Below are 21,328 nucleotides of genomic sequence, written 5' to 3'. Positions count from 1 at the left end.
TTAGGAGACACCTTCCTGACTCGGTTTCGTTTAGCTTTGAGTTGCAATGCTCATCAGTTAGGCGATACCAAGTCACCGTTACCTTGGATTTGCAAGACCGTTTGATTTTTGTACCCTCTGGCATTCTCTCGGATGTCAGGAATTGTATTGACGAATTCGTTGAACAGTTGAGTGAAGTTGCCTCAAATCAATTAGCCTATCTCAAATGGGATGGCACAAGCGATTTGACCACTGAATATCAAGTGATTCGCGTGTTAGCGGGCTATCAAATTCAACGGTCTTTAATGAAGTTCGATATTGTCATGGGGGCTGGTTCACTCATACATTTGGAGGAATTGCACAACAAAAAGACAATTCAACTGTAGGAGATTAGGGAGTTATGTCCACTTGGTCACGGCTCCCTTTAACGTCAGTTCGATGCAATCTTTCGCTACGGTTGATTAATCCGGGCAGCCCCCTAAATCCCCCACGAGTAGGGGACTTTGAAGCAGCATTCTTCTCTTAAAGTTCCCCAAAATTGGGGGGTTGGGGGGCAGAGGCTGTGAACAACGAAGCGAAAAACTCTCATCGAATTCACGTCCCTTTACTTCACCTTGAGATCGAAAATTCAATGTCTAAAATTCCCCCAGAACTGGCAGCTTGGGGGGCAGAAGCGCAAAACATCGCAGCGAAAAAACATTGTCGGACTAACGTTAATTCAGACTTGTTATCGCTGAATCTTTTTCACCTTACCTTCAGTGACCAGCGCTTGATAGATCAAAGCAGCCGCATCCGCACGGGTCGCCCCCCGATCGGGAGTCAATTTATTTCCATCCGGGTAGTCCACCACCAGACCCGACTCAACCGCCGCCGCCACTTTGCTGACTGCCCACTTTGGCACCTCTTGAGCATCTTGATACCTACTGAGAACCTGCACCGGGTCAGACTTGGGTTTGAGATTTAGCCCCGTCACCAGCGCCACCTGTAGCTGTGAGAGCGGAATCGGCTGATCAGGACGAAAAATGCCCCCCGGATAGCCATTCATAAAGCCTGTTTGAATCGACTCGTCGATCGCGCCCTTCGCCCAATAGTCCGCAGGCAAATCTTGAAAGGCTAAAGGCTGCTCCGATTTGGCTCTCTCAAACGCCTTACTGACAATTCCTGCAAATTCTGCCCGTGTCACTGGCTTGTCAGGCTGAAACGTGCCATCAGGAAAGCCTTGCAAAATGCCACGCTGAGTCAGTTCTGCAATATAAGGATTCGCCCAATAAGTCGCTGGCACATCCGAAAACCCCGTCACGCGAGGCGGTGGGGGAGACGCAGGCACCGGAGATGCAGGAGTCACAGCAGAACCAGTCTGAGGAATCGGGACAGGCGCGATCGTAAAGTTTTGATTGGGAGGATCAACCGTGGGCACACCAGGCATCGGACTCGCAGGCGCAACCACAGACGGCTGAATTCCCTCGCGCTCTACGGGAGACGCTGCCACACTGGGAACCGGACTCGCAACAGGAGCAGGACTGCTGAGGAGAGAAGATAGATCAAAGCCTGAATCAGGTTGACCGATCGCCCAGAAAAAAATCGCCCCAATGCTACCAAAGGCAACCAGAATGGCAATCAATTCGTCAGGTTCGAGTCTTCTACGAGAGGGGGGCGGTTCTGGGGAAGAAGTCATTTTGTTACACGGGGGATAAAAATTTCTTATCCCAAATCCTAAAGCAAATTGCTCGATAGGGATAGTCTTTTAGCCCTAACTTGAGAGAGATTTTTGTGAATCTAATACCAAATTGAAAATAAGCTGTAACAGATCAACCAAGCAGGCTGAGTCAAAGTCCCTCAGAATTGGGGAATGTAGGGGGCGAGAATTTGTAGCAAGTAACCGTTTCAACCTCTGTTCAAAAATGGTGAATCAAACAAAATCGGCGTGTTGAATTGACAGTTATTCTTTCGATAAGTTTAGACTCGCTGTTTTGTAGAGAGCCTCTAGCGTTGTTCCATCTTGGGGATATTCAGCGACACCAATGCTGTAAGTAATATTAAATAAATTGCTATCGAGACTTGCATTTTCTAGTTGTTGAAGCGATCGCACCATATCCTTTAACCATTTCACCCCATCGCTGTGAGTAATGCCATAGATGCCAATAATGAATTCTGCGCCATCCCAGCGAGAGACAACTTCTTGATGACGAAACGTTTGTTGTAATAAACGAGCGATCTGAGAAAGAAGTCGATCGCCCAGTGCATGTCCATACTGTTGATGAATAAACTTCAAATCATTGAGTTCTAATATCCCAAAACAGAAGGGCTGCTGAAACCGATCGCATCGATTGAGTAAGTGATGGATTTCCTGAGTCGATCGCCAGCGATTAGACAGCCCAGTGAGCGCATCGAGGTCGGTTTGTTTGCGGAGTAGGCGAGTTCGTTCGAGTCGATTGAGAATGCGCGTCATTAACTCTGGCGCAACGACAGGCTTACCAATATAGTCGTCTGCCCCGACTGCAAACACCTGTTGAATGGTTGTTGGATCTTTTTGTCCCGTGAGAAATAGAATTGGCAACCAATCCCAAAGCGGATCATTTCGCAACTGCTGACACAATTCAATTCCGTTCATACCGGGCATTTGCACATCTAATATTAGAAGATCAGGTTGCATGGTCTGTAACTCGTCCCAAAATTTAAGCGAATCATTCAGCGTCGTCACCTGCAAGCCCCACGGTTCTAAAAGGGCCCGCAGCAAGCGCAAGAAAAGGGGGTCGTCATCCACAATCAAAATTTTGGCTTCGGAGGATCGCGCCACGCTTTGATCGATCGCTTCCAGCAACAAATTAGGTGAAATCTGTTTTGACAAAAATTCCTGTCCCCCATAGCGAGCGATCGTGCCTCGATCCACCGCCGCGTCACCCACAAACACCAGCACAGGTAAAGGAGGCATTTGCGACAGATCTTTGAGTAAATCTAATGCCGCTTGCTCGTTTGATAAATCCAATAGCACCAGATCTGGACAGACCCGCCGAATGGCATCTTTTGTAGAGGAATGATCAGATACGATCGTCTGCAAATGGTGCGCCGGAATTTCAGTAACAAGTCGATTGAGAAACGCCTGATCATCACTCACCAAGAGCGATCGCAGCGGTTCTGATTTTTTCGCTCCCTTCGTTTTTGTAGAGATTGGAGAATGAGCGCGCTCGATTGCTTGACGTAACGCAAATACTTTTTCCCAGACGGTATAAGCTTGGATTTGGCTCAAAGACTTTTGCCGAAACTGTTGTTCAAGTTGTTGAGCGATCGCGGCTTCTTGTGATAAGCCCAGCATTCCCAGAGCGCCAATCAAGCGATGACATTCCTGTTCTGCTGTTTGTTGTAGCTCTGATTCTAGAGAATGTTGTAATAAATTTTGGGCAGCTTGTTCTAATACAATCATGCGATCTATGAGTTGAAGTCGATCGCTCTGCCACTGATCTGTTTCGATTAGAGACTCTGCAACGTGATCGACGGGTTGATTGGCTGCTTGTGAATCTTTGGCATCGCCCGATACTTTCGCAAATGCCGCATTGAGCCGATAGCCCAGCCCATAAACTGTTTCAATCAAGTCCGCTGCGCCTGCTGCTTTTAGCTTTTGTCGGAGTCGTTTGATATGTGCTCTGACGGTTTCTTCTCCGGGCATGTCATCAGCGATCGACCAAAGCTGATTGAGAATCGCGCTGTGACTAAAAACGCGCTGCTGATTGCGTAAAAATAACTCTAAAAGTGCATATTCTTTACGCGAAAGAGTAAGTGGTGCCCCAGCATAGGTGACTTCACAATTGATTGGATTTAAACACAACTGTCCCCACTCCAACAGCGGAGACGCGATCGTAGTGCTTCGTCTCAACAAGGCTCGAATTCGCGCTTCTAACTCCTGCAAAACGACGGGCTTGACGACATAATCATCTGCTCCGGCATCCAATCCCAAAATTTTGTCAGTACTTGTCCCTTTTGCAGTCAACAATAATACTAAAACCTGATTGCCCTTCGCTCTGAGCCGACGACAAAAACTAAGGCCATCCAGGTTAGGCAACTGCACATCCAGGACAATCAAATCATAGTCAAGCGATTCGACAAACGCCCAACCCTGCTCACCATCGGCAGCCACATCCACACTATAGTGCTGCTCAATTAGAGAAGCTTTGAGGCGATCGCACAGGAGTCGATCGTCTTCTACCAGAAGAATTTTCATAAATTAACTTTATCAAATCTTTAAAGGGAAATATATTGTGTAAGACTATAATTTACAACTTTAGGCAGGTGTTTTTCTTCTTACAGCATGAATTGTTACGTCAAATTAGCGTAGTTTTACTGTGCTTTTTTGATACGCTTAACTCTAACTGAGGCGAGTTTTTTTATCTGGTTGACTTATTATTTTTGAGTGCCCGCTATGTCTTTTTCTAACGGTGACCCCCTTCTAGTTTTGGTGATTGATGACGATCTTTTTACACGACTTCAGTTACGAAAGTTGCTTGAGCAGGAGAATTATCAAGTTGTAGAAGCAGACAGTGGGCAACAAGGTCTTCATCTCTATCGCCAACTCAAACCCGATCTAGTCTTGCTAGACGCGCTGATGAGTGAGATGGATGGCTTTACCTGCTGTGCCAAACTTCACGCTTTAGACCATCGTGCGCCAATTTTGATGATCACTGGATTAGACGATCAGATCTCAGTCGATCGCGCTTTTGAGGTAGGGGCCAACGACTATGTGACAAAGCCAATTCATTGGGCAGTCTTGCGGCAGCGGTTACGATGCTTAACTCAGCAAACCCGTCTGCATCAACAGCTAGAAGCCACCAATCGAGTGTTACAGGATCTTGTCTGGCGTGACGATCTGACCCAATTAGCGAACCGTCGATGCTTTGATCTTCATCTCAAGCAGGAATGGAAGCGATCGACACGAGAACCGTTTCCGCTCTCTCTGATTTTGTTGGATGTCGATTACTTTAAGGCGTTTAACGACACCTATGGGCATCAAGCGGGCGATCGCTGTTTGCGGCAAGTGGCTCAGGTTTTGCGATCGGCAGGAAAGCGCTCTACCGATCTGATGGCTCGCTATGGAGGAGAAGAGTTTGCGATCGTGCTGGCTAACACGCCAATCAGCGGAGTCACCGATCTTGCTAACCACATTTGCTCTCAAATCAAAGCGCTGAAGATTTTGCATCAAGCGTCTCAGGTTTGTCCTTATGTGACCGTTAGCTTGGGCGTTGCGACAATGATTCCTACCGCTCAAACCATGCCGACAACTTTGATCGAGGTGGCAGACAGAGCGCTATATCAAGCCAAGAGACAGGGGCGCGATCGCGTTGTTATTTCAGAAGCAACGTTACAGATTGCGTGAGGCTCGGTTTTGAATTTAATGTGAATTCGAGTAAGTTTTTTGGCTTCGCTGTTCCGCCCTTGTGCTCCCCCTGCCGATTCTGGGGAATTGGACAAAATTTTTAGTGTCTTAGACTCGCTCTTGAACCTGATGAATTGATATTGAGTTTTGAATCTCACTTCATTAAAGGTTTGTCTGCCAATTCACTTAGCTCGATCGCGCTTAAACAACCAAACTGAACCCCTATCTTCACCCCTTATACCTGCTATTCAACAAAGCCGATTAGTTTAACTTTGGGTTGGGGTAAGTGCTGAAATTGGGCTGCCATTGCTTCGATTTCTTGGAGTTGTCCCAGGGCTAAACCACAGGGTCGGCCGTATTTTGCTTCGACACGATCGCTAGCAATTCTCAAAGCAGTGCGCGATCGCGTGATGAAATCTTCTAAGTCATATTCGCTGCCGGGGGTGAAGTATTCTTTGACGATCAGCGAGGGCGAATAGCAGGTTTCTTGGGAGCCGTCGGGCAGTTCGATTTGAAAGCGGATTTCTGGCATGGTTAACAAACCGTCGGTTGAGGAGAACAAAGCTGTAGTGACTGATTGTAGTGGGCAACATGTTGTTTTGCAGAAGCTTCCCAGGTGTAGCGATCGCAGACCGTTCGACTTTGTTGTACTAATGACTTTGAGATTTCGGGGTGGATCACTGTTTTCATGGCTTGCGCGATCGCTGTAGAGGAATGGGGATCGATTAAGATTGCCTGATCGCAGGAGAGAAATTCGGTAAATGGAGGCTGATTGGCCGTGATGATCGGGATGCCAGAGGCGATCGCTTCCATGACTACCAATCCCCAACCTTCTTTGACCGACGGAAACACAAAAGCGTCAGCCAGTCGATACAGGGCCGGTAATTCTACGTCTGAAATTACGCCGGGGAAGATCAGTGCGTCAGTCACATTTGCCAATTCTGCCAGCTCAAAGAACTCGTCGCGATAGTCTTGATAATCAAATAGCGTGGCTCCCCCTGCCACAATTAATTGAGCGTTGGGATGAGAAGCCAAGACTTCGATGAATGCGTTGAGAAGAGCGATCGAGTTTTTGCGAGGTTCGATGCCGCCAACGGTTAGATAAATAGGATTGCCTCGTAAGTTTAATCGCTGTCTTAATGCAAAATCAGTACGATTGGGAATGGGAGAGAAACGATTTTGATCAACTCCATTCATTACTCTAAGCGCCTTAATTTGGTAGGTTTGCTCAAGTGCAATTTGCCAGCGATGACTGACACAAAAACACAGATCAGCATCGCGAATCGATCGATCTTGACAACGCTGTAGATAGGCACTTTCGTAATCCTCAATATGATGAACAGTACGAATAAAATGAGGGATCTTTCCGAGCGATCTTAAAATTGATAACGCATTCGCACTAATACAATCTTGAGCATGGTAAAAATCGTAAACTTGATCTGAAGCGAATAGATAATTTACAAATTCTTGAATGCGCTGATGAATCAAATCATCAATGTTGTCAGGAGCAGGTTGAGCAGGAACTAATTTAACCTCACAGGCGAGGGAGCGATCGAATCCCAACCCATCCTTATCCAATGCATACACACAAACGTAATGTCCCTGTGAATGCAGCGCTTCTGCCAGCTCCAACGTATGAATGACGCTACCTCGTGGCTTTGTCGAATAGGTGAGTAACGCAATTCGCAATTTCTGAGTCATGACAACCTCTTATCTCTGTTCACTTTTATTGTCTTGTAGAGAATCCAGTCAGGCTTTCTTTAGCTAAGTCCCAAAACAGAACGGATTGATTACTCGATCGCAACACTAAATGATGAGTCGGCTCGATTTCTCCGATCACTTCACAGACCAAATCTTGCTGACGAAACTGCGCCTGCACTGCCTCCACGTTCTCTGGTCGAACACTCAACAAAAACCCATAGCTCGGAAAACAAACCAGCCAATCTTCTAGCGACAACTCAGCCGGATGGGGAATCGCATCCAAATCGAGCACCGCCCCACAGCCCGACGTTTCTAGCAGCATTAACAGCGTGCCAACAATACCGCCCATGCTAATGTCTTTTCCGGCATCACACAGATCTGACTCTGCCAAAAACGGCAAAATTTCATACTCTCGCCGCAACTGCATTGGATCAGCTTTAGTTGCCGCATTCCAAAAGGGATATCGAGCATGAGACTGACCCCGAAAATTAGTCGCCATTAACAGCCGATCGCCCGATCGCGCCCCAAAACTCGTGATCAACTGATTCGCTCGCCCCACAATCGCCACAGACAACGCATCATAAGGACTGTGAGCATTGGTGTGTCCGCCGACGATCGGCACACTGTACGCCTGAGACGCGGCCTTCATTCCCTCAATTAAAGGCACACTTAGCGCGGTAGACTGGCTCCAAATTGCATCAACAATGGCGATCGGTCGTCCTCCCATTGCGTAAATGTCGCTTACATTCACCATCACAGCACTCCAGCCTGCAAACCAGGGTTCGGTTTCGACGAGGGACGGTAAGATTCCCTCAGCCGCCAGCAGTAGGTAGCTTGTCCCATCCAAGATGGCGGCACAGTCATCTCCCAACAGCACTTTTGAGGAGGATTGGGCGTGAGCGAGTTGGCAAGAAACGGCTTGAATGTCCTGCTTGTGTAGAATGCCGATCGACTTCTGTAACCGTTTGACCAGATCGATTAACATTACGACGCTTCCTGAGACAGGGCGGGACGTAGATCAGAAGTGGGCGGGTAGTAGCTCAAATCAGCTTCCATCAGGTGATGCGGCAGTCCGCAGACGGTGATTTCTTCTAGAGAATTCCAGTGCAGTCGTTGAAAAAATCGCACGTTTTGTAGCTGTACCGTTGCCAAAAATTTCTCACAGCCCCAGGTGTTGGCCGTTGTCACCGCTTTGTGGATCAAGCCTTTACCAATCCGACCAACGCGCCGATGATCTGGATGAACGCCTAACCGACCGCCATACCAGAGTCGAGGTTCTGGCTCGTAAATACGAACGATACCGAGAATGGACGATGTAGAGCTTTGAGATAGCGCAATGATAGGGTGAGCGATCGTATCAATCTCATCCACGTCACTTTCAGAGAATAAGGATTGCTCCGCTACGAAGATTGCATGACGCAAGGCAAAATAAGCAGAAACTTCAGACGGTGTGATTGCGAGTTTGAATAAATAAGACATTGCTAGAAAAACTGCTGGAATTAAGATTCAAAAACCGATAAGGCAGAACAGGCCCCACATTTTCCACAGCCTGCTTTAATTGATTTTGAGGACATTCCAGCCCGATCGAGCATTCCACCAACTTGCTGATAGAGACTGTACATAAACTCACTGCTAGGAGGCGCATGAGTCGCGAGAGGCGTTCCGCTAATTGGCACAAACGGCACCACAAAGGGATAAACACCGATCGCAATCAGTCGATCGCAAGCCTGTAAAAGCGTCGGCAAATCGTCCCCCAAACCTGCTAACAAATAAGTGCTGACCTGTCCCCAACCAAAAACGCGAACGGCCGCCTCAAATGCCTCAAAGTAGTAATCAATCGGCACCGTTGCTTTACCAGGCATAATCCGCGATCGTACCTCTGCACCGACTGCCTCCAAATGCATTCCCAAACTGTCTACGCCTGCGTCCCTCAGTCGCTCAAACCAGACAAAATCATCCGGAGGTTCACACTGAGCCTGCATGGGTAAATGAACCCGATTTTTGATCGCTCTGGCACATTCAGTTAGGTAGGCGGCTCCCCGATCGCTCGTGTTAGGCGTTCCTGTGGTCATCACCATGTGTTGAATGCCATCAAGTCGAACGGCGGCTTCTGCGACTTCTGCGAGTTGAGCGGGAGATTTGCGAGCGATCGTGCGATCGGCTGACAACGATTGACCAATGGCGCAAAACTGACAGGAAGTGGCGACATCGCCATAGCGTATACAGGTTTGCAAAACGGTGGTTGCCAATACGTCTCGGCTGTGCAGCAACGCGATCTTCCAGTAGGGAATGCCATCTGCGGTTGTCAAGCTATAAAACTTGGGCTGAGAAGGAAAATTAATCGCTGCGATCGCGGCTCCGTCCAATTCCAATATGGTTTGCTTGGTGGACGCATCAAATCGTGCGCTGTAGGGTGATTGAGCCGCCGCACTGGTGAAGACGGGAACCATCACGGTTGTATTGTCGATCGCGATCGCTTTGTGATCCGAGGGCCCTGCGCCGCCTTTGCGTCCAGACGCTCCCATTCCATGCTCGATCAGGTTTAATCCCTGTGATTGAAGATTGGTAATTAGCTGTTGTTTATCCATTCACTTTATTGATCAAGAATGATGGAATGATCAGAGTTCAGACGCTCTTCTAGCATTTCTAATCCGGTTAGATTGAAATCAGAATTTACGCGAAAATCTGTTCTAGAATCTATTTCAACCGACGTTCTTAATTCTGTGTTGACTTGTAGTTGAAGTAGGTCAGGACGCGCATAGTGACCCACCGAATCCATCATGCGTTTGCGTTTTGTGATGAGAGAAAAATCGAGGTCGGCGATCGCCATGCCTTCTCCCTCCACGATCGGCGGACAAAGATGCACCCCTTCAGGGCTAATGATTGCTGTATTGCAGCCCCCACTCAGCGCTTTTTGCAGCTTTTCATCTGGGGTAATTTGGGCGATTTGCTCTGGAGACAGCCAGCCTGTCGAGTTGATTACAAAACACCCCGCTTCTAACGCATGATGGCGAATCGTCACCTCAATCTGGTCTGCAAAAATCTGCCCCACCATTGACCCTGGAAACTGAGCGCAATGAATTTGTTCATGTTGAGCCATCAGCGCAAATCGAGCCAGCGGATTGTAATGTTCCCAGCAGGCCAGGGCACCGAGTTTACCGATCGCACTTTGCACCACTTTTAGCCCTGATCCGTCTCCCTGCCCCCAGACCATCCGCTCGTGATAGGTGGGCGTAATTTTGCGGCGTTTGAGCAACAAAGAACCATCCGCATCAAAAATCAATTGTGTGTTGTAGAGCGATCCGTTATCTCGTTCAGTTACACCCAAAACGACAACCATCTGATGCGATCGCGCCGCCCGACTTACCGCCTCCGTTGTCACACTCGGAACTTCTACCGCTTCTTGATAAAGCCGCATGTGTTCTTTGCCCATCAAAACCGGAGGCTGAACGAAGGAAAAGTAAGGATAGTAAGGAACAACCGTTTCGGGAAAAACAATCAACTGTACGCCCTGTTTGGCGGCATCGTCGATCGCATTCAATACCTTCTCGATCGTTCCTTCTCGACTAAACAACACAGGACTGATCTGCACCGCTGCCGCTCGGACAATGGGTAACATATTCACGCCTCATTAACGTCTCGATCGGGTTTCTCGTGTCGTCTGGCGCTTCTGCCCCCCAACCCCCCTTATTGGGCGACTTTAAGACAAGAATTTTGGTTCAAAGTGGTCAGCAGGAACTAGATTCAAAGTCCTCTACTCGTGAGAAATTTAGGGGGCACCCGAATCTGAAACCAAGTGAAGATTTTCGGTGGAGATTTTCGACCAAGCTTGAGGTTTTTACAGTGTCCAGGTGTCCAAAATAAACGCGCCATCTTTGCGATGCAACAACACCAGATCCAAGACATCAAGCGGACTAATTGGACGAATCCCCTCAATCAATGAAGGTTCACCGTGACCATAAAGTGCTTGCAAAGCAAAGCGACAGGCGTAGACTTTGCCACCTTCAGACATGAATTTGCTGAGTTGATTGTTGAAGTTTTGGTGTCCCGGAAACGCTTCGTCGCCAATCTTGGGAAAGCCACGCTGTACGCCCAAAGTCACCCCCGGACCGTATAGCAAAATCGACGTTTCAAACCCTTTACGCAGTAGACGAGTCGCTTGCAGCAGATTGACAAATCCGATCGACCCCTCAAATGCCACTGTGTGAAAGGTCACTAACGCCTTCTCGCCCGGTTCTGCTTTGACATCTGGAAAGACTTTCTCCTCGTAATCGACAAAGAAATCACCCGTTTGATGGGCAGGAGTCGTTACTTCAGGCATATTCCCTCATCTCTAACAAACTGATTGTGATGCAAGATTAATGGCTGATTCAAACAAAACTTTGTATCTGGGAATACGAAAAAATTAGGTCTAACAATATGACCAGGAATGGAAAGAATAATCGTCAGAACGATCGCAATCCTTCTCAGATAACCTGTCTAAATCAATAGGTGATCTGCCATTCAGTCATCACGACTACGAACCGATCAGAAATTCGTTCACGACACTCCACGTACTCGGATCGGAAACTCTCTGTCTAGTGACAATGCGATCGGCGAGATAGTTAGCGTCTCGATCGATGCCCGAAAATCGAGCCGAACCCCAGGTATACAGCCACGGCAACCCCAAAAAATACAGTCCTCGAATGCTAGTCACGCCTCGCTCGTGTCCTGGATAGCCCTTGCCATCAAAGACCGGAACTTCAATCCAGCTAAAGTCTGTTTGATAGCCTGTACACCAGACCACCGCTCCAATATTAGCTTGTTTGCAATTGAGGGTTAAATCTTCTATTTGAGGCTGCCAAACGGGTGTGTAAGGAGGATCTATAGGTGCCTGAATTTGCTGCTTTTCAATAAAGCCATCAATTGATTGTTTAATGCTTTCTGCAACTGCATCAGCTTGATCTAAATTGTGTTGTAAGTCAGACCAAAACTCTAGTTGTCCTTGATGAATTGTTTTTAACCGTCCATGTAGCTGCATTCCTTCTAAAGCAAACTGTCTAAGATCAATTTCACGTCCACCATCGCGCCCGGTGACATAGTGGTTGGCTTTTGTTCTCACCTTTTCTTTTTGAGGATGGTCAGCGATCGACAAGTCATAGTAGCCCATCGCATCTAGCCATTCGACCACATCTTTTCCTCGATATCGACGCGGCGATCGGGGCGCACCTCCGACACATAAATGCACTTGTTTACCTGCTAAATGCAAGTCTTCAGCAATTTGACAGCCTGACTGTCCGGTGCCCACGATGAGAATAGCTTTGTCAGGTAAAGACTCCGGATTTTTGTAAGTAGATGAATGAATTTGTACAATGTCTTGAGGCAGCCGTTCGGCAATTTTTGGCACTTTAGGAATATGGTAGCTGCCTGCTGCAATAACCACTTGATCTGCGGTAAAGTCTCCGATCGTCGTCGTCAATTCAAAATGAGCGTCGCTTTGCCAAATTTTGGAGACCATCACGCCCTCTTTAACAGGGGGATTAAAGAATGCCGCATAACTTTCTAGATATTGAACAATCTGATCCTTTTGCATAAACCCATAGGGATCGTCGCCTGCGTAAGGATAGCCCGGAAGCTTGCATTGCCAATTGGGAGTCACGAGACAAAACGCATCCCAACGGCGCGATCGCCACTCATGTCCAATCTGATTTTTCTCAAAGACAAGATGATCAACGCCTCGCTCCTTTAGGCAATAGCTCATTGACAATCCTGCCTGCCCCCCGCCGACAACCAGTACAGAATAGTGCGTTTTCATGGGCAAATTTGGATATCGGTGCTGCCAGAGTACGCGCTGATGAAGCGAGAGGTTTGTATTTCCGACTACGAAAGTTTCAAGTCTGATACTATGGGCAGGACTTACGATCGAACGCTAGAGAATTTTGGAGAAGCGCGATCGTCCCTCGTCTAAATCGATAGGTCACAGAACGTGCAGAACGCCGCTAATTTTGCCACGATCAGATTACAGCAGTTCGTCCAGAACAAAGTGAAAGATGTCAACACCCCAAAACCAATAGAAGTATTTTTTTCATCCCTCCTCCCTCCTCCCTCATCCCTCATCCCTCCTTTAGGTTTATATGTCCAAAGAATTTACCGTCGGTGACAAAGTTCGCGTCCTGATCTTGCCGCCTTTTGTAAAAACAGCCGACCCGATGCCGATGCTGCGTCCTCCAAATGTGATTGCTTTAGGTGAAGAAGGAATTGTAGTCGATCGTCGTCCTGGTAACTATTGGGCGGTGCGGTTTGCTAGAGGCACCTATCTACTCGACAGCCAGTACCTGGAAGGCTGCTAAGGCTCATGGATTTAATAAACTGGGTGAATTAATTCGCAGCTATGGGAACAAAATCTGCACAAGCTAAAACGCTGTATCCAGATTCTCCCTTCTTCGGTAACTTAACTGAGCCGTTCACTGATATGAAACACCTTTGATCGATACGCCTTCACCTGCAAATCGATCCCTGTAATCGCCGTTCCGACAACCACCGAAAATGCTCCTAGCCCGATCGCTTTCCTGGCCATCTCAGCCGACGCAATCCCCCCCTCACAGATAATCGGAACGTCTAACTCTTTAACCATCTGCTCCAATAAATCAAACCCTGGAGGCGTTAGATCTTTCGTCTGGGAGGTGTAGCCATAGAGCGTCGTCCCCACCATATCGGCACCTGCTTTGACGGCAGCGATCGCCGCCTCCAGACTATCCACATCCGCCATCACGGGTTTCTCTAATTCGCTGTGAATGCGTTGAATCAGTTCTGTAACGGTTTCACCATCTGGACGATCGCGCAGCGTGGCATCGATCGCGATCACATCGGCACCCGCTTGAGCGATCGCCTGGGCATGGTCAAACTGAGGCGTGATATAAACTTCAAATCCTGGAATTACCTGCTTCCACAATCCAATAATCGGACGGGAGACACGCTGCCTGACTGCTGCAACGTGAGCCGGAGTATCGATTCGCACCCCAGCCGCTCCTTGATTAACCGAAGCTTGCGCCATTGCTGCAATCACGATCGGTTCATGCATCGGCGAGTCTGCTGGAGCCTGACAAGAAATCACTAATCCGCCCAGGCTGTGAATTACACTAGAAAAATTACTCATAAAATTTATTCAGGGTCGATCGAAAGCATGATAACAACAGAGCGACCTAGAATGGGCAGCGCCCCCTTGCGGTTAGCTCAAAGAGATCGTTTTCTCAAAAGTCAGTCACAAGTGAGTCATTCATTTCAGTCTGTTATTTGAAAAGAACGATAGGGAATTTTATGGGGGTGCCGTTGTAGTCTGATCAAGGGTCTCATTCATCTACCAGCCTTTTTGCCAACCCCGGTCAAACCAGGCTCACCTCTCTCTAGCGCCAGCCGTCCCAAAAACCTTGTAAGCAATGAAGCTAATCTTTCTCGGATCAGGGTCTGCCTTCACCATTGGAGCAGACAACTATCAGTCAAACATGCTCCTGGTAGATGAGCGCAACAACAAACTTTTAATCGATTGTGGTTCAGATATTCGATTTTCTCTTCATGCTTTAGCCTATTCTCATCAAGATATTACAGACATTTATATTAGTCATTTGCACGGCGATCATGTTGGCGGATTAGAGTACGTCGGCTTTAGTACCAAATTTGATGCGCGGTGTCCCACGCCTAGACTTTATCTCAGCGAAGAACTGGCTGATGATCTCTGGGAACACACATTATCAGGAGGAATGCGATCGATTCAAGGAGATACGGCGACGTTGGACACTTATTTTGATGTGCAGAAAGTGCAGTCGAGCAGCTATTTCTTTTGGGAGAAAACGCGCTTTGATCTGGTGCCAACGATTCATATTCGAGGCAAAAAGACGATCGTTCCTAGCTATGGTTTGTTTTTTGAAGTCGATCGCACTAAAGTTTTTCTGACTACAGATTCTCAGTTTTGTCCTGATGTGATTGGTGATTATCTTGATCAAGCTGACATCATCTTTCACGATTGCGAAACGTCTCCCTTCAAGAGTACCGTTCACGCCCATTACGAAGATTTGGTTACTTTGCCAACAGCGATTAAAAACAAAATGTGGCTCTATCATTATCAGCGTGGCAAACTGCCTAACGCTCAAAAAGATGGGTTTTGTGGATTTGTCAAACGGGGTCAGGTTTTTGATTTTGCCCGTCTCGAAACGCTGCGTGGTCGCCAAAAAATGATGTCACTGCTGCCTCAAGGACGACTTAAATAACACTCAGGCGATCGCACCCCAAACATCCATCGTCTAACTCACATTACCAGGTCGGGTCTGAGAATAAATTGATGGTGAGGCTCGATCGTCCGGGAGGCACTGATGAGATACAGCTACAAACGGTTTCTTCGTCATCGATCTCGACTTCACAGGCATGACAAGACCCCATCAAGCACCCCGTCGGAATTGAAATGCCAGCCCGTTCGGCCACTTTGAGCAAAGGTTCACCCGGCTCGGCGGCGATCGTCACATCATCAGGTAAAAATCGGATGCTAACGCTCATGGCAAAATCTAAAAAATATCTAAACGAAGTTAAGTTTTTTGAGGATCAGCCCTTAGTGTATAAGACAAGGACAAACGGGTACGTTGCACCGAAAGGGTTAGGGACTAGAGCGCACTTCACTGAGTTGGGGTTGCGCTTGTTTTTTGGATAAGAGAAGATTTTAATTGTCGGACTCAATTAAGAAGTCTACTGTTTAACGTCCTAACGTCCACTATCTAACACCGATCCTTTGTGAAGTTGCATAGATGAGATCCCCCTGTCCCTCAAGAAGAAGGAACCGGCCTCTTTTATTTTCTACTCTTTTTAAGGGGGGGTAGGGAGATCAAAAGACGTGAAACTCTAGAGAGAATTGGTTTAACGCCCAATGTCTAACGTCCAGTCTTCTACGATAACACTGGCTTTAAGTCGAGATGAGGCTCGATCGCATCTGCAAGTTGATCTAGCATGAGTTCTCTTTGTTCTCGATAGTTGGCGACTCCTGTCGGCAGTGAGCCTAATCCGCGTTGTTGACGAAGCCGATTGAGCCAGGCACGTCGCCACGGCCCGTTGTCGAAAATGCCGTGCAGGTAGGTGCCCCAAACTGATTGCGATTCATCTACCAGACCCAAATTCTGATCGTCAAAGAGAAACTGAGTCCCTTCTGGCTCGATTAGCCGCGTCCGTCCCTGGTGAATTTCGTAGCCCGAAACGGGTAGCCCTTCCTGCGGAAAGTTAGAAGTGACATTGCGCTGACGGGCGACTTTTTGACCTGCAATTACGGTCTTGAGCGGCAATAGCCCCAATCCTCGATAACGACCTTCTTGCCCTTCAATGCCTTCAGGGTCGGCGAGAATTTTACCCATCATTTGATAGCCGCCACAGATGCCGAGAATGGTTCCTCCGGCGGCGACGTAGTTTTGGATTTCTTCGGTCATGCCTGCTTTGTGTAGTGCAATCAGATCCGCGATCGTCGTCTTTGAGCCTGGAATAATCACCGCGTCTGGGTGACCCAGCCCTTGCTTGGGGTGAATATATTTCACATTAACGGTCGGTTCAGCTTCGAGCGGATCAAAGTCAGTAAAGTTAGAGATGCGCGGCAGCCGAATCACCCCGATCGTAATTTCTCCTTTGGTGTTGGCTTGACGATCAAGCAAGCTCAGTGAATCTTCTGCCGGAAACGCATTTTCGAGCCAGGGAATCACACCCACGACCGGAATACCCGTGCGTTCTTGGAGCCAATCAATTCCAGACTGAAGCAGCGATCGCTGTCCCCGAAACTTATTGATCACGATGCCTTTGATTAGCGATCGTTCGTCCGGATCAAGCAATTCTAAAGTGCCGACGACGTGTGCGAAAGCCCCACCGCGATCGATGTCTACGACCAACAACGTTGGCGCGTTCAAGTGTTTAGCGACCCGCATATTAGTTAGATCGCGATGCTTGAGATTGATTTCTGCCGGACTGCCTGCCCCTTCGCAAATCACTAAATCAAATTCTTCGCCCAGTCGCCGGAGGGATTCTTCGATCGCCTGCCATCCCGCCTCAAAAAACTGTTCGTAATATTCAGCCGCTCCCACTTTACCAATGACCCTGCCCTTCAAAATCACCTGCGAAGTCATGTCTCCTTGGGGCTTGAGCAAAATTGGATTCATCTCAACCCAGGGCACTACGCCCGCGGCCCACGCCTGCACTGCTTGTGCATAGCCAATCTCGCCCCCATTCGCCGTCACGTAGGAATTGAGTGCCATATTTTGCCCTTTAAAGGGAGTCACTCGCCATCCGCGCCGTGCCAAAATTCGACAAAGCGCCGCCGTAATCATCGACTTTCCTGCGTGGGAAGTTGTCCCGACGACCATAATTGATTTCATTGAGAACCTCTGAGACGGGGGGAGAGAAGGGATGAGGGATGAGGGATGAGGGATGAGGGAGGAAAGGGGAAGGATTAGTTGGAGTTCAGATTGCTTGACTCGAATCTCAACATCAGAGACTACAAAAACATTTCATCCCTCATCCCTAGTTAAAAGGGTACGCGGAGCCAACGACTGACTGCATTGTAGAAGCGATCGCTCAAACTGGGCTGAAGATTTGCGCCGCCAGCGGTTTGCCAGTGGTTGACGAGTTGCCGACCGAGGGGAGTCAGCCGAAAACTATCGGTTAAGCCCTGACCGTCTACCTCTCTTCGTAGCAGACCCACCTGAATCAGCCAAAGAAGCTCGCTTTCGGCGATCAGTTCGGTGAGGGGGCGTTTGGTGTATTGCTGTTGTAGTCCGCTCGTGCCTGCGATCGTGGGCAGTGAAATGCTGTGGGTCATCATCGAAGCGTACAATTTGAGCCGAAATGGGGCACATCGGACGGCACGATCGGCACGGTCAAGCGTGCTTTGAGGATAGTCAATAGAGGACGAAGGAGTGAATGTCATGACGCAATTCGCACTAGGAGGCAGAAAAGTTTGAATCGAGATGATTAGCTGATCTCAATCTATCTTAGTCATCTTCATCAACACTGTCACATCGGGGGATGCGTAAAGCGCGATCGTAAGCTATCAAATTCATCAGATCATATTCGTTATGAGTACAGTTAAGGGATTGTATTTCTAAAGTGTGATGGATCAGAAGGTGGCGATCGTGACGGGCAGCAGTCGTGGGATTGGGGCAGGATGTGCGCGGGAGTTGGCAAAGCAAGGCTATCGAGTTTCGCTAATGGCCCGATCAATAGGCGTTCTCGACTTGGCCGAGGAGTTGGGCGGAGTGGGGACTCAGGGATCGATTGCTAACCTTGAAGATTTGCAGCGATTGGTAAAATCAACGTTGACTCAGTTTGGTCGAATTGATGCCGTTGTCAACAGTTTTGGCGATCCGTCTCGACCTGACTTGCTCTCGATTTCGGATGAACTGTGGCTCGAAAATTTTGAGATGTTGTTTCTTAGCGTGGTGCGGTTGGCAAGATTGGTGACAGAACCGATGCAACAAATTGGAGGTGGTGTGATTGTCAACATCTCTGCCTGCGATTCTCAAGAACCAAACCTGGCTACTCCATTTAGTGGAACGCTGAGGGCGGCGATGGAGGGATTCACTAAAATGTACGCAATGCGGTATCGCCGCGATCGTATTCGTATGATCTCCGTTGCGCCTTTTTTTGTAGCCGATTCAATGGATGAGTTAGCAGGCTGGAACGTTCCGTCTGACTTAATGTGGGGTCGTCCGGCGACCTACGCTGAATTCGCTAAAATTGTCGCATTTCTCATCTCTGACGATGCGAAATTCATCTCAGGGACGACGATCAAAATTGATGAAGTCCGCTCTGCTGCAATCTAGCCGACAGTTACATCACAAAGCACATTACAAGGCACACGGCGGCGATCGTACTCATCTTCTTGCCTACAGCACCAGTTTTCATGGCAATTCAGAACCGCTCAACTTGAACAAGTTACCGACGTTCCTTTAATGGGTCGTTCTGGTTCAGAGTTCAGTCGGTTCTATGTCGATCGCGCGACTGCATGACTTTCTAACGCTTCAGCAAAGGAAACTCAAGCGCTTCACGTTGCTTTAGATAGAGTTGTGCGACCTGCCGCGCCAATCCTCGAATCCTGCCGATATATCGCGCCCGCTCCGTTACCGATATGACTCCTCGCGCATCCAACAGGTTAAACGTGTGAGAACATTTCAGCACCTGATCGAACGCAGGCAGCACCAATTTTTTCTGCATCAACTGTTCTGCTTCTTGCTCATAGAGTTTAAACAGCGTAAACAGCAAATCTGGATTAGAAGCTTCAAAATTGTAAGTCGAGCTTTCGATTTCTCCTTGCAAGTGGACATCTCCATACGTGAGACGATCGTTCCACTGAATCTCAAAAATAGAGTTCACATTTTGCAAATACATGGTCAACCGCTCCAGCCCATAGGTGATTTCGATCGACACTGGGCGGCAATCAATCCCCCCGCACTGCTGAAAATACGTGAACTGGGTTACCTCCATTCCATCAAGCCAGACTTCCCAACCAACTCCCCACGCCCCGACCGCTGCGTCTTCCCAGTTATCCTCGACAAATCGAATATCGTGATCCTCCGGGCGAATGCCTAACGCCTTCAGCGAATCTAGATAAATCTCTTGAATATTATCTGGCGACGGTTTGACTAGCACTTGGTACTGATAATAGTGCTGCACTCGATTTGGATTTTCTCCATACCGCCCATCTCCTGGACGACGACACGGTTCTACATAAGCTACTGACCAGGGTTCTGGGCCGATCGCTCTCAAAAACGTATGCGGACTTTTAGTTCCCGCTCCCTTCTCAGTGTCGTAGGGCTGAACGATCAAGCACCCGCGATCGCTCCAAAACTGATGTAGCGTCGCAATCACCGTCTGAAAATTCACCGCACGTTCCCCGCCACTCTACTTGCTAGTCAATTGTCGCTCAAATTGGCAGAACAGAAGGTGAATCAGCAAAAGAAACTGAGGCTAAAGTTGACTTCATGAATTCTGTGCCGTCATCAGATCATCGCCATGTCTCACGCTCACGATCGTCCCAAAGGTATTCGAGTTGCAGCCCTTGTCCAGATGTCGGTTGGAATATTAGGACTCTTATACACTGCTCCGATCGTCATCCACGTATCCTCAAATCTCCAGGGTCAACCTCAAGCATTCACTCTGTTTATCGCGGGAATTGGTGAATTTTTGATGCTTCCTTTGTTGAGCTTTGTACAAGTTGTGACAGGGTTTGGAATGCTGAAGTTTAGGCGTTGGAGTTGGCTTGGCAGTCTGATTGTGCAAATCATGATTCTCCTTGCCAGCCTGCTGGGTTTATCCTTCGTGGGGCTGATTCAACTCGTGAGCTTGATTACTTCAGTTGGTTTGATCTACTTTCTGGCAAAGCCGAGTGTGAGAATCGCTCTACGGCGGGGTCGTTAATAAGCCAAAGCTGAACGTTCTTGTGGACCAAATCTCATGAAAACTTAAGAGAGCCGCACTTAGGAAAACTCGATAGCCCCTTTGCTCAGTAGCTATTGCCATCAGTGAGCGAGAAGCTAGATTTAGGGTGGTTTGATTGTTTCTAAGTTCACAAGAAGCTGTCTTTACAACAACACTTTTCTCTGTCGCTACGCGAAAAACTGCACTTGAGTGGGTTCGATGTTCATTAAGGGCAAGCGCATCAAGACTGATTGCAGGAACAGTTGAGTTAAGCGTGAATTGATCGTTCTTAACTGCTAGAGAAACCATAGTCAAGTGGATTCCATTTCTACTTGCAGTGGCTCTTCTAACAATAAGAAAAAATTAAGCAACTCTAAGAGACACATAACTGTTTCTATATGCTTTAAAGGAAGATGCTAAATCTCATTCAGAAGGAGTCTAAAAAAGTTTGAGAGCGATCGCCGCAGACTTAACATTGGCTTTACAAAATCAGATGCAGGAATGAAGAAGCGATGAGCATGTAGGGGAGATCACCAAAAATTTTGCACCTGTCTACCTGAAAATTTCTTTACTTTGCTCAGTTTCTCCCAAGGCGACAAACTTCCTCACTAGCTAAATTGCAACTGTTATGTAGAAGCTACACAAGGAATTGCATTCACCATGCCACGACGCAAAAAAATCTCTCGCGTTCTTGAAAAAGCAGAACAACGCTTGTCTAGCTTGAAATCCATTAGCCCCACCCTAGACTTGGGCAACGGACTCACGCTCTCGTCCTACTCCAATCTGATCGAAAACCTGTGCTCCATAGTCGCTACCCTGACTGCCTGACAAATCTTTTCTAATTGAGGGTAGAACCAGGTTTACAAACAA

Annotated in this window: 22 protein-coding genes; 7 read left to right on the top strand and 15 right to left on the bottom strand. The window is 48.0% G+C overall.

Annotation, left to right across the window (positions count from 1 at the left end):
* Window positions 1-365 (top strand): hypothetical protein (locus ACKFKH_RS31635; protein ID WP_446862363.1); only part of this gene is annotated, 365 nt, incomplete at its 5' end.
* Between the two features lie 341 nt (window positions 366-706).
* Here ACKFKH_RS31635 and ACKFKH_RS31630 read toward each other — a convergent pair.
* Both ACKFKH_RS31630 and ACKFKH_RS31625 read right to left on the bottom strand, forming a co-directional pair.
* Window positions 707-1,654, bottom strand: a complete 948-nt coding sequence (locus tag ACKFKH_RS31630) for an S-layer homology domain-containing protein (protein WP_446862362.1) — start codon at window positions 1,652-1,654, stop codon at window positions 707-709.
* A 264-nt stretch (window positions 1,655-1,918) separates the two neighbouring features.
* On the bottom strand, window positions 1,919-4,195 hold the full coding sequence (locus ACKFKH_RS31625; protein WP_446862361.1) for a response regulator: 2,277 nt from the start codon (window positions 4,193-4,195) through the stop codon (window positions 1,919-1,921).
* Window positions 4,196-4,393: 198 nt separating this feature from the next.
* Between ACKFKH_RS31625 and ACKFKH_RS31620 the strand changes: the two genes are divergently transcribed.
* A complete protein-coding gene (locus tag ACKFKH_RS31620) occupies window positions 4,394-5,344 on the top strand; it encodes a diguanylate cyclase domain-containing protein (protein ID WP_446862360.1) in 951 nt (316 codons plus the stop codon).
* A 244-nt stretch (window positions 5,345-5,588) separates the two neighbouring features.
* Here the strand turns inward: ACKFKH_RS31620 and ACKFKH_RS31615 are convergent, their stop codons facing one another.
* The 8 genes from ACKFKH_RS31615 to ACKFKH_RS31580 all read right to left on the bottom strand — a co-directional run bounded on the left by ACKFKH_RS31615 (window position 5,589) and on the right by ACKFKH_RS31580 (window position 12,839).
* Complete coding sequence (locus tag ACKFKH_RS31615) at window positions 5,589-5,876, bottom strand: MSMEG_0570 family nitrogen starvation response protein (RefSeq protein ID WP_446862359.1); 288 nt, start codon at window positions 5,874-5,876, stop codon at window positions 5,589-5,591.
* 2 nt (window positions 5,877-5,878) lie between these two features.
* Window positions 5,879-7,045, bottom strand: a complete 1,167-nt coding sequence (locus ACKFKH_RS31610) for an MSMEG_0565 family glycosyltransferase (protein ID WP_446862358.1) — start codon at window positions 7,043-7,045, stop codon at window positions 5,879-5,881.
* 25 nt (window positions 7,046-7,070) lie between these two features.
* Entirely contained in the window at window positions 7,071-8,030 is a 960-nt protein-coding gene (locus ACKFKH_RS31605; protein ID WP_446862357.1) for a sll0787 family AIR synthase-like protein, read from the bottom strand.
* Window positions 8,030-8,524 carry an MSMEG_0567/Sll0786 family nitrogen starvation N-acetyltransferase gene (locus ACKFKH_RS31600; RefSeq protein WP_446862356.1) on the bottom strand — a complete coding sequence of 165 codons (495 nt, stop codon included), beginning with the start codon at window positions 8,522-8,524 and terminating at the stop codon, window positions 8,030-8,032. The genes ACKFKH_RS31605 and ACKFKH_RS31600 overlap by 1 nt, the downstream gene beginning before the upstream one ends.
* A 20-nt stretch (window positions 8,525-8,544) precedes the next feature.
* Window positions 8,545-9,633 carry an MSMEG_0568 family radical SAM protein gene (locus ACKFKH_RS31595; RefSeq protein ID WP_446862355.1) on the bottom strand — a complete coding sequence of 363 codons (1,089 nt, stop codon included), beginning with the start codon at window positions 9,631-9,633 and terminating at the stop codon, window positions 8,545-8,547.
* Window positions 9,634-9,638: 5 nt separating this feature from the next.
* On the bottom strand, window positions 9,639-10,664 hold the full coding sequence (locus ACKFKH_RS31590) for a Nit6803 family nitrilase (RefSeq protein ID WP_446862354.1): 1,026 nt from the start codon (window positions 10,662-10,664) through the stop codon (window positions 9,639-9,641).
* A 219-nt stretch (window positions 10,665-10,883) separates the two neighbouring features.
* On the bottom strand, window positions 10,884-11,366 hold the full coding sequence (locus ACKFKH_RS31585) for an MSMEG_0572/Sll0783 family nitrogen starvation response protein (protein ID WP_446862353.1): 483 nt from the start codon (window positions 11,364-11,366) through the stop codon (window positions 10,884-10,886).
* Window positions 11,367-11,561: 195 nt separating this feature from the next.
* Window positions 11,562-12,839, bottom strand: a complete 1,278-nt coding sequence (locus tag ACKFKH_RS31580; RefSeq protein ID WP_446862352.1) for an MSMEG_0569 family flavin-dependent oxidoreductase — start codon at window positions 12,837-12,839, stop codon at window positions 11,562-11,564.
* Window positions 12,840-13,158: 319 nt separating this feature from the next.
* Here ACKFKH_RS31580 and sipA point away from each other — a divergent pair, with 319 nt between their 5' ends.
* Window positions 13,159-13,374: a regulatory protein SipA gene (sipA, locus tag ACKFKH_RS31575; RefSeq protein WP_446862351.1), complete on the top strand. Its 216-nt coding sequence runs from the start codon at window positions 13,159-13,161 to the stop codon at window positions 13,372-13,374.
* A gap of 101 nt (window positions 13,375-13,475) precedes the next feature.
* Here the strand turns inward: sipA and ACKFKH_RS31570 are convergent, their stop codons facing one another.
* Window positions 13,476-14,180, bottom strand: coding sequence for an N-acetylmannosamine-6-phosphate 2-epimerase (locus ACKFKH_RS31570; RefSeq protein ID WP_446862350.1), 705 nt, complete (start codon window positions 14,178-14,180; stop codon window positions 13,476-13,478).
* A 280-nt stretch (window positions 14,181-14,460) separates the two neighbouring features.
* On the opposite strand from ACKFKH_RS31570, the gene ACKFKH_RS31565 reads away from it, so the two are divergent.
* Window positions 14,461-15,288 (top strand): MBL fold metallo-hydrolase, encoded by an 828-nt coding sequence (locus ACKFKH_RS31565; RefSeq protein WP_446862349.1) that lies wholly within the window; start codon window positions 14,461-14,463, stop codon window positions 15,286-15,288.
* A gap of 43 nt (window positions 15,289-15,331) precedes the next feature.
* Here ACKFKH_RS31565 and ACKFKH_RS31560 read toward each other — a convergent pair whose 3' ends face one another.
* From ACKFKH_RS31560 to ACKFKH_RS31550, 3 genes are all read right to left on the bottom strand, one after another.
* Window positions 15,332-15,571: a 2Fe-2S iron-sulfur cluster-binding protein gene (locus ACKFKH_RS31560; protein WP_446862348.1), complete on the bottom strand. Its 240-nt coding sequence runs from the start codon at window positions 15,569-15,571 to the stop codon at window positions 15,332-15,334.
* Window positions 15,572-15,954: 383 nt separating this feature from the next.
* Window positions 15,955-17,418: a cobyric acid synthase CobQ gene (gene cobQ, locus ACKFKH_RS31555; RefSeq protein WP_446862347.1), complete on the bottom strand. Its 1,464-nt coding sequence runs from the start codon at window positions 17,416-17,418 to the stop codon at window positions 15,955-15,957.
* 149 nt (window positions 17,419-17,567) lie between these two features.
* Window positions 17,568-17,969 (bottom strand): Npun_F0494 family protein, encoded by a 402-nt coding sequence (locus ACKFKH_RS31550; protein WP_446862346.1) that lies wholly within the window; start codon window positions 17,967-17,969, stop codon window positions 17,568-17,570.
* 184 nt (window positions 17,970-18,153) lie between these two features.
* Here ACKFKH_RS31550 and ACKFKH_RS31545 point away from each other — a divergent pair, with 184 nt between their 5' ends.
* Window positions 18,154-18,864, top strand: coding sequence for an SDR family oxidoreductase (locus ACKFKH_RS31545; protein ID WP_446862345.1), 711 nt, complete (start codon window positions 18,154-18,156; stop codon window positions 18,862-18,864).
* The gene (locus ACKFKH_RS31540; RefSeq protein WP_446862344.1) at window positions 18,839-18,994 is read left to right on the top strand and encodes a hypothetical protein; all 156 of its coding nucleotides are present in this window, start codon (window positions 18,839-18,841) and stop codon (window positions 18,992-18,994) included. The genes ACKFKH_RS31545 and ACKFKH_RS31540 overlap by 26 nt, the downstream gene beginning before the upstream one ends.
* A 60-nt stretch (window positions 18,995-19,054) precedes the next feature.
* Here the strand turns inward: ACKFKH_RS31540 and glyQ are convergent, their stop codons facing one another.
* Window positions 19,055-19,924, bottom strand: a complete 870-nt coding sequence (gene glyQ / locus ACKFKH_RS31535) for a glycine--tRNA ligase subunit alpha (protein ID WP_446862343.1) — start codon at window positions 19,922-19,924, stop codon at window positions 19,055-19,057.
* 129 nt (window positions 19,925-20,053) lie between these two features.
* Here glyQ and ACKFKH_RS31530 point away from each other — a divergent pair, with 129 nt between their 5' ends.
* Window positions 20,054-20,458: a hypothetical protein gene (locus tag ACKFKH_RS31530; RefSeq protein WP_446862342.1), complete on the top strand. Its 405-nt coding sequence runs from the start codon at window positions 20,054-20,056 to the stop codon at window positions 20,456-20,458.
* Window positions 20,459-21,328: the final 870 nt, after the last annotated feature.

The sequence above is a fragment of the Phormidesmis sp. 146-20 genome (assembly GCF_052939475.1).
Note: the sequence above shows the minus strand (reverse complement) of the source record. Positions and strands in the feature narration are given on the sequence as shown.

What these genes read in the sequence shown, in the direction of transcription:
- ACKFKH_RS31630 (WP_446862362.1), bottom strand. Translation starts at nt 1,654, where the DNA reads ATGACTTCTTCCCCAGAACCGCCCCCCTCTCGTAGAAGACTCGAACCT.
- ACKFKH_RS31625 (WP_446862361.1), bottom strand. Translation starts at nt 4,195, where the DNA reads ATGAAAATTCTTCTGGTAGAAGACGATCGACTCCTGTGCGATCGCCTC.
- ACKFKH_RS31620 (WP_446862360.1), top strand. Translation starts at nt 4,394, where the DNA reads ATGTCTTTTTCTAACGGTGACCCCCTTCTAGTTTTGGTGATTGATGAC.
- ACKFKH_RS31615 (WP_446862359.1), bottom strand. Translation starts at nt 5,876, where the DNA reads ATGCCAGAAATCCGCTTTCAAATCGAACTGCCCGACGGCTCCCAAGAA.
- ACKFKH_RS31610 (WP_446862358.1), bottom strand. Translation starts at nt 7,045, where the DNA reads ATGACTCAGAAATTGCGAATTGCGTTACTCACCTATTCGACAAAGCCA.
- ACKFKH_RS31605 (WP_446862357.1), bottom strand. Translation starts at nt 8,030, where the DNA reads ATGTTAATCGATCTGGTCAAACGGTTACAGAAGTCGATCGGCATTCTA.
- ACKFKH_RS31600 (WP_446862356.1), bottom strand. Translation starts at nt 8,524, where the DNA reads ATGTCTTATTTATTCAAACTCGCAATCACACCGTCTGAAGTTTCTGCT.
- ACKFKH_RS31595 (WP_446862355.1), bottom strand. Translation starts at nt 9,633, where the DNA reads ATGGATAAACAACAGCTAATTACCAATCTTCAATCACAGGGATTAAAC.
- ACKFKH_RS31590 (WP_446862354.1), bottom strand. Translation starts at nt 10,664, where the DNA reads ATGTTACCCATTGTCCGAGCGGCAGCGGTGCAGATCAGTCCTGTGTTG.
- ACKFKH_RS31585 (WP_446862353.1), bottom strand. Translation starts at nt 11,366, where the DNA reads ATGCCTGAAGTAACGACTCCTGCCCATCAAACGGGTGATTTCTTTGTC.
- ACKFKH_RS31580 (WP_446862352.1), bottom strand. Translation starts at nt 12,839, where the DNA reads ATGAAAACGCACTATTCTGTACTGGTTGTCGGCGGGGGGCAGGCAGGA.
- sipA (WP_446862351.1), top strand. Translation starts at nt 13,159, where the DNA reads ATGTCCAAAGAATTTACCGTCGGTGACAAAGTTCGCGTCCTGATCTTG.
- ACKFKH_RS31570 (WP_446862350.1), bottom strand. Translation starts at nt 14,180, where the DNA reads ATGAGTAATTTTTCTAGTGTAATTCACAGCCTGGGCGGATTAGTGATT.
- ACKFKH_RS31565 (WP_446862349.1), top strand. Translation starts at nt 14,461, where the DNA reads ATGAAGCTAATCTTTCTCGGATCAGGGTCTGCCTTCACCATTGGAGCA.
- ACKFKH_RS31560 (WP_446862348.1), bottom strand. Translation starts at nt 15,571, where the DNA reads ATGAGCGTTAGCATCCGATTTTTACCTGATGATGTGACGATCGCCGCC.
- cobQ (WP_446862347.1), bottom strand. Translation starts at nt 17,418, where the DNA reads ATGAAATCAATTATGGTCGTCGGGACAACTTCCCACGCAGGAAAGTCG.
- ACKFKH_RS31550 (WP_446862346.1), bottom strand. Translation starts at nt 17,969, where the DNA reads ATGACATTCACTCCTTCGTCCTCTATTGACTATCCTCAAAGCACGCTT.
- ACKFKH_RS31545 (WP_446862345.1), top strand. Translation starts at nt 18,154, where the DNA reads ATGGATCAGAAGGTGGCGATCGTGACGGGCAGCAGTCGTGGGATTGGG.
- ACKFKH_RS31540 (WP_446862344.1), top strand. Translation starts at nt 18,839, where the DNA reads ATGAAGTCCGCTCTGCTGCAATCTAGCCGACAGTTACATCACAAAGCA.
- ACKFKH_RS31530 (WP_446862342.1), top strand. Translation starts at nt 20,054, where the DNA reads ATGTCTCACGCTCACGATCGTCCCAAAGGTATTCGAGTTGCAGCCCTT.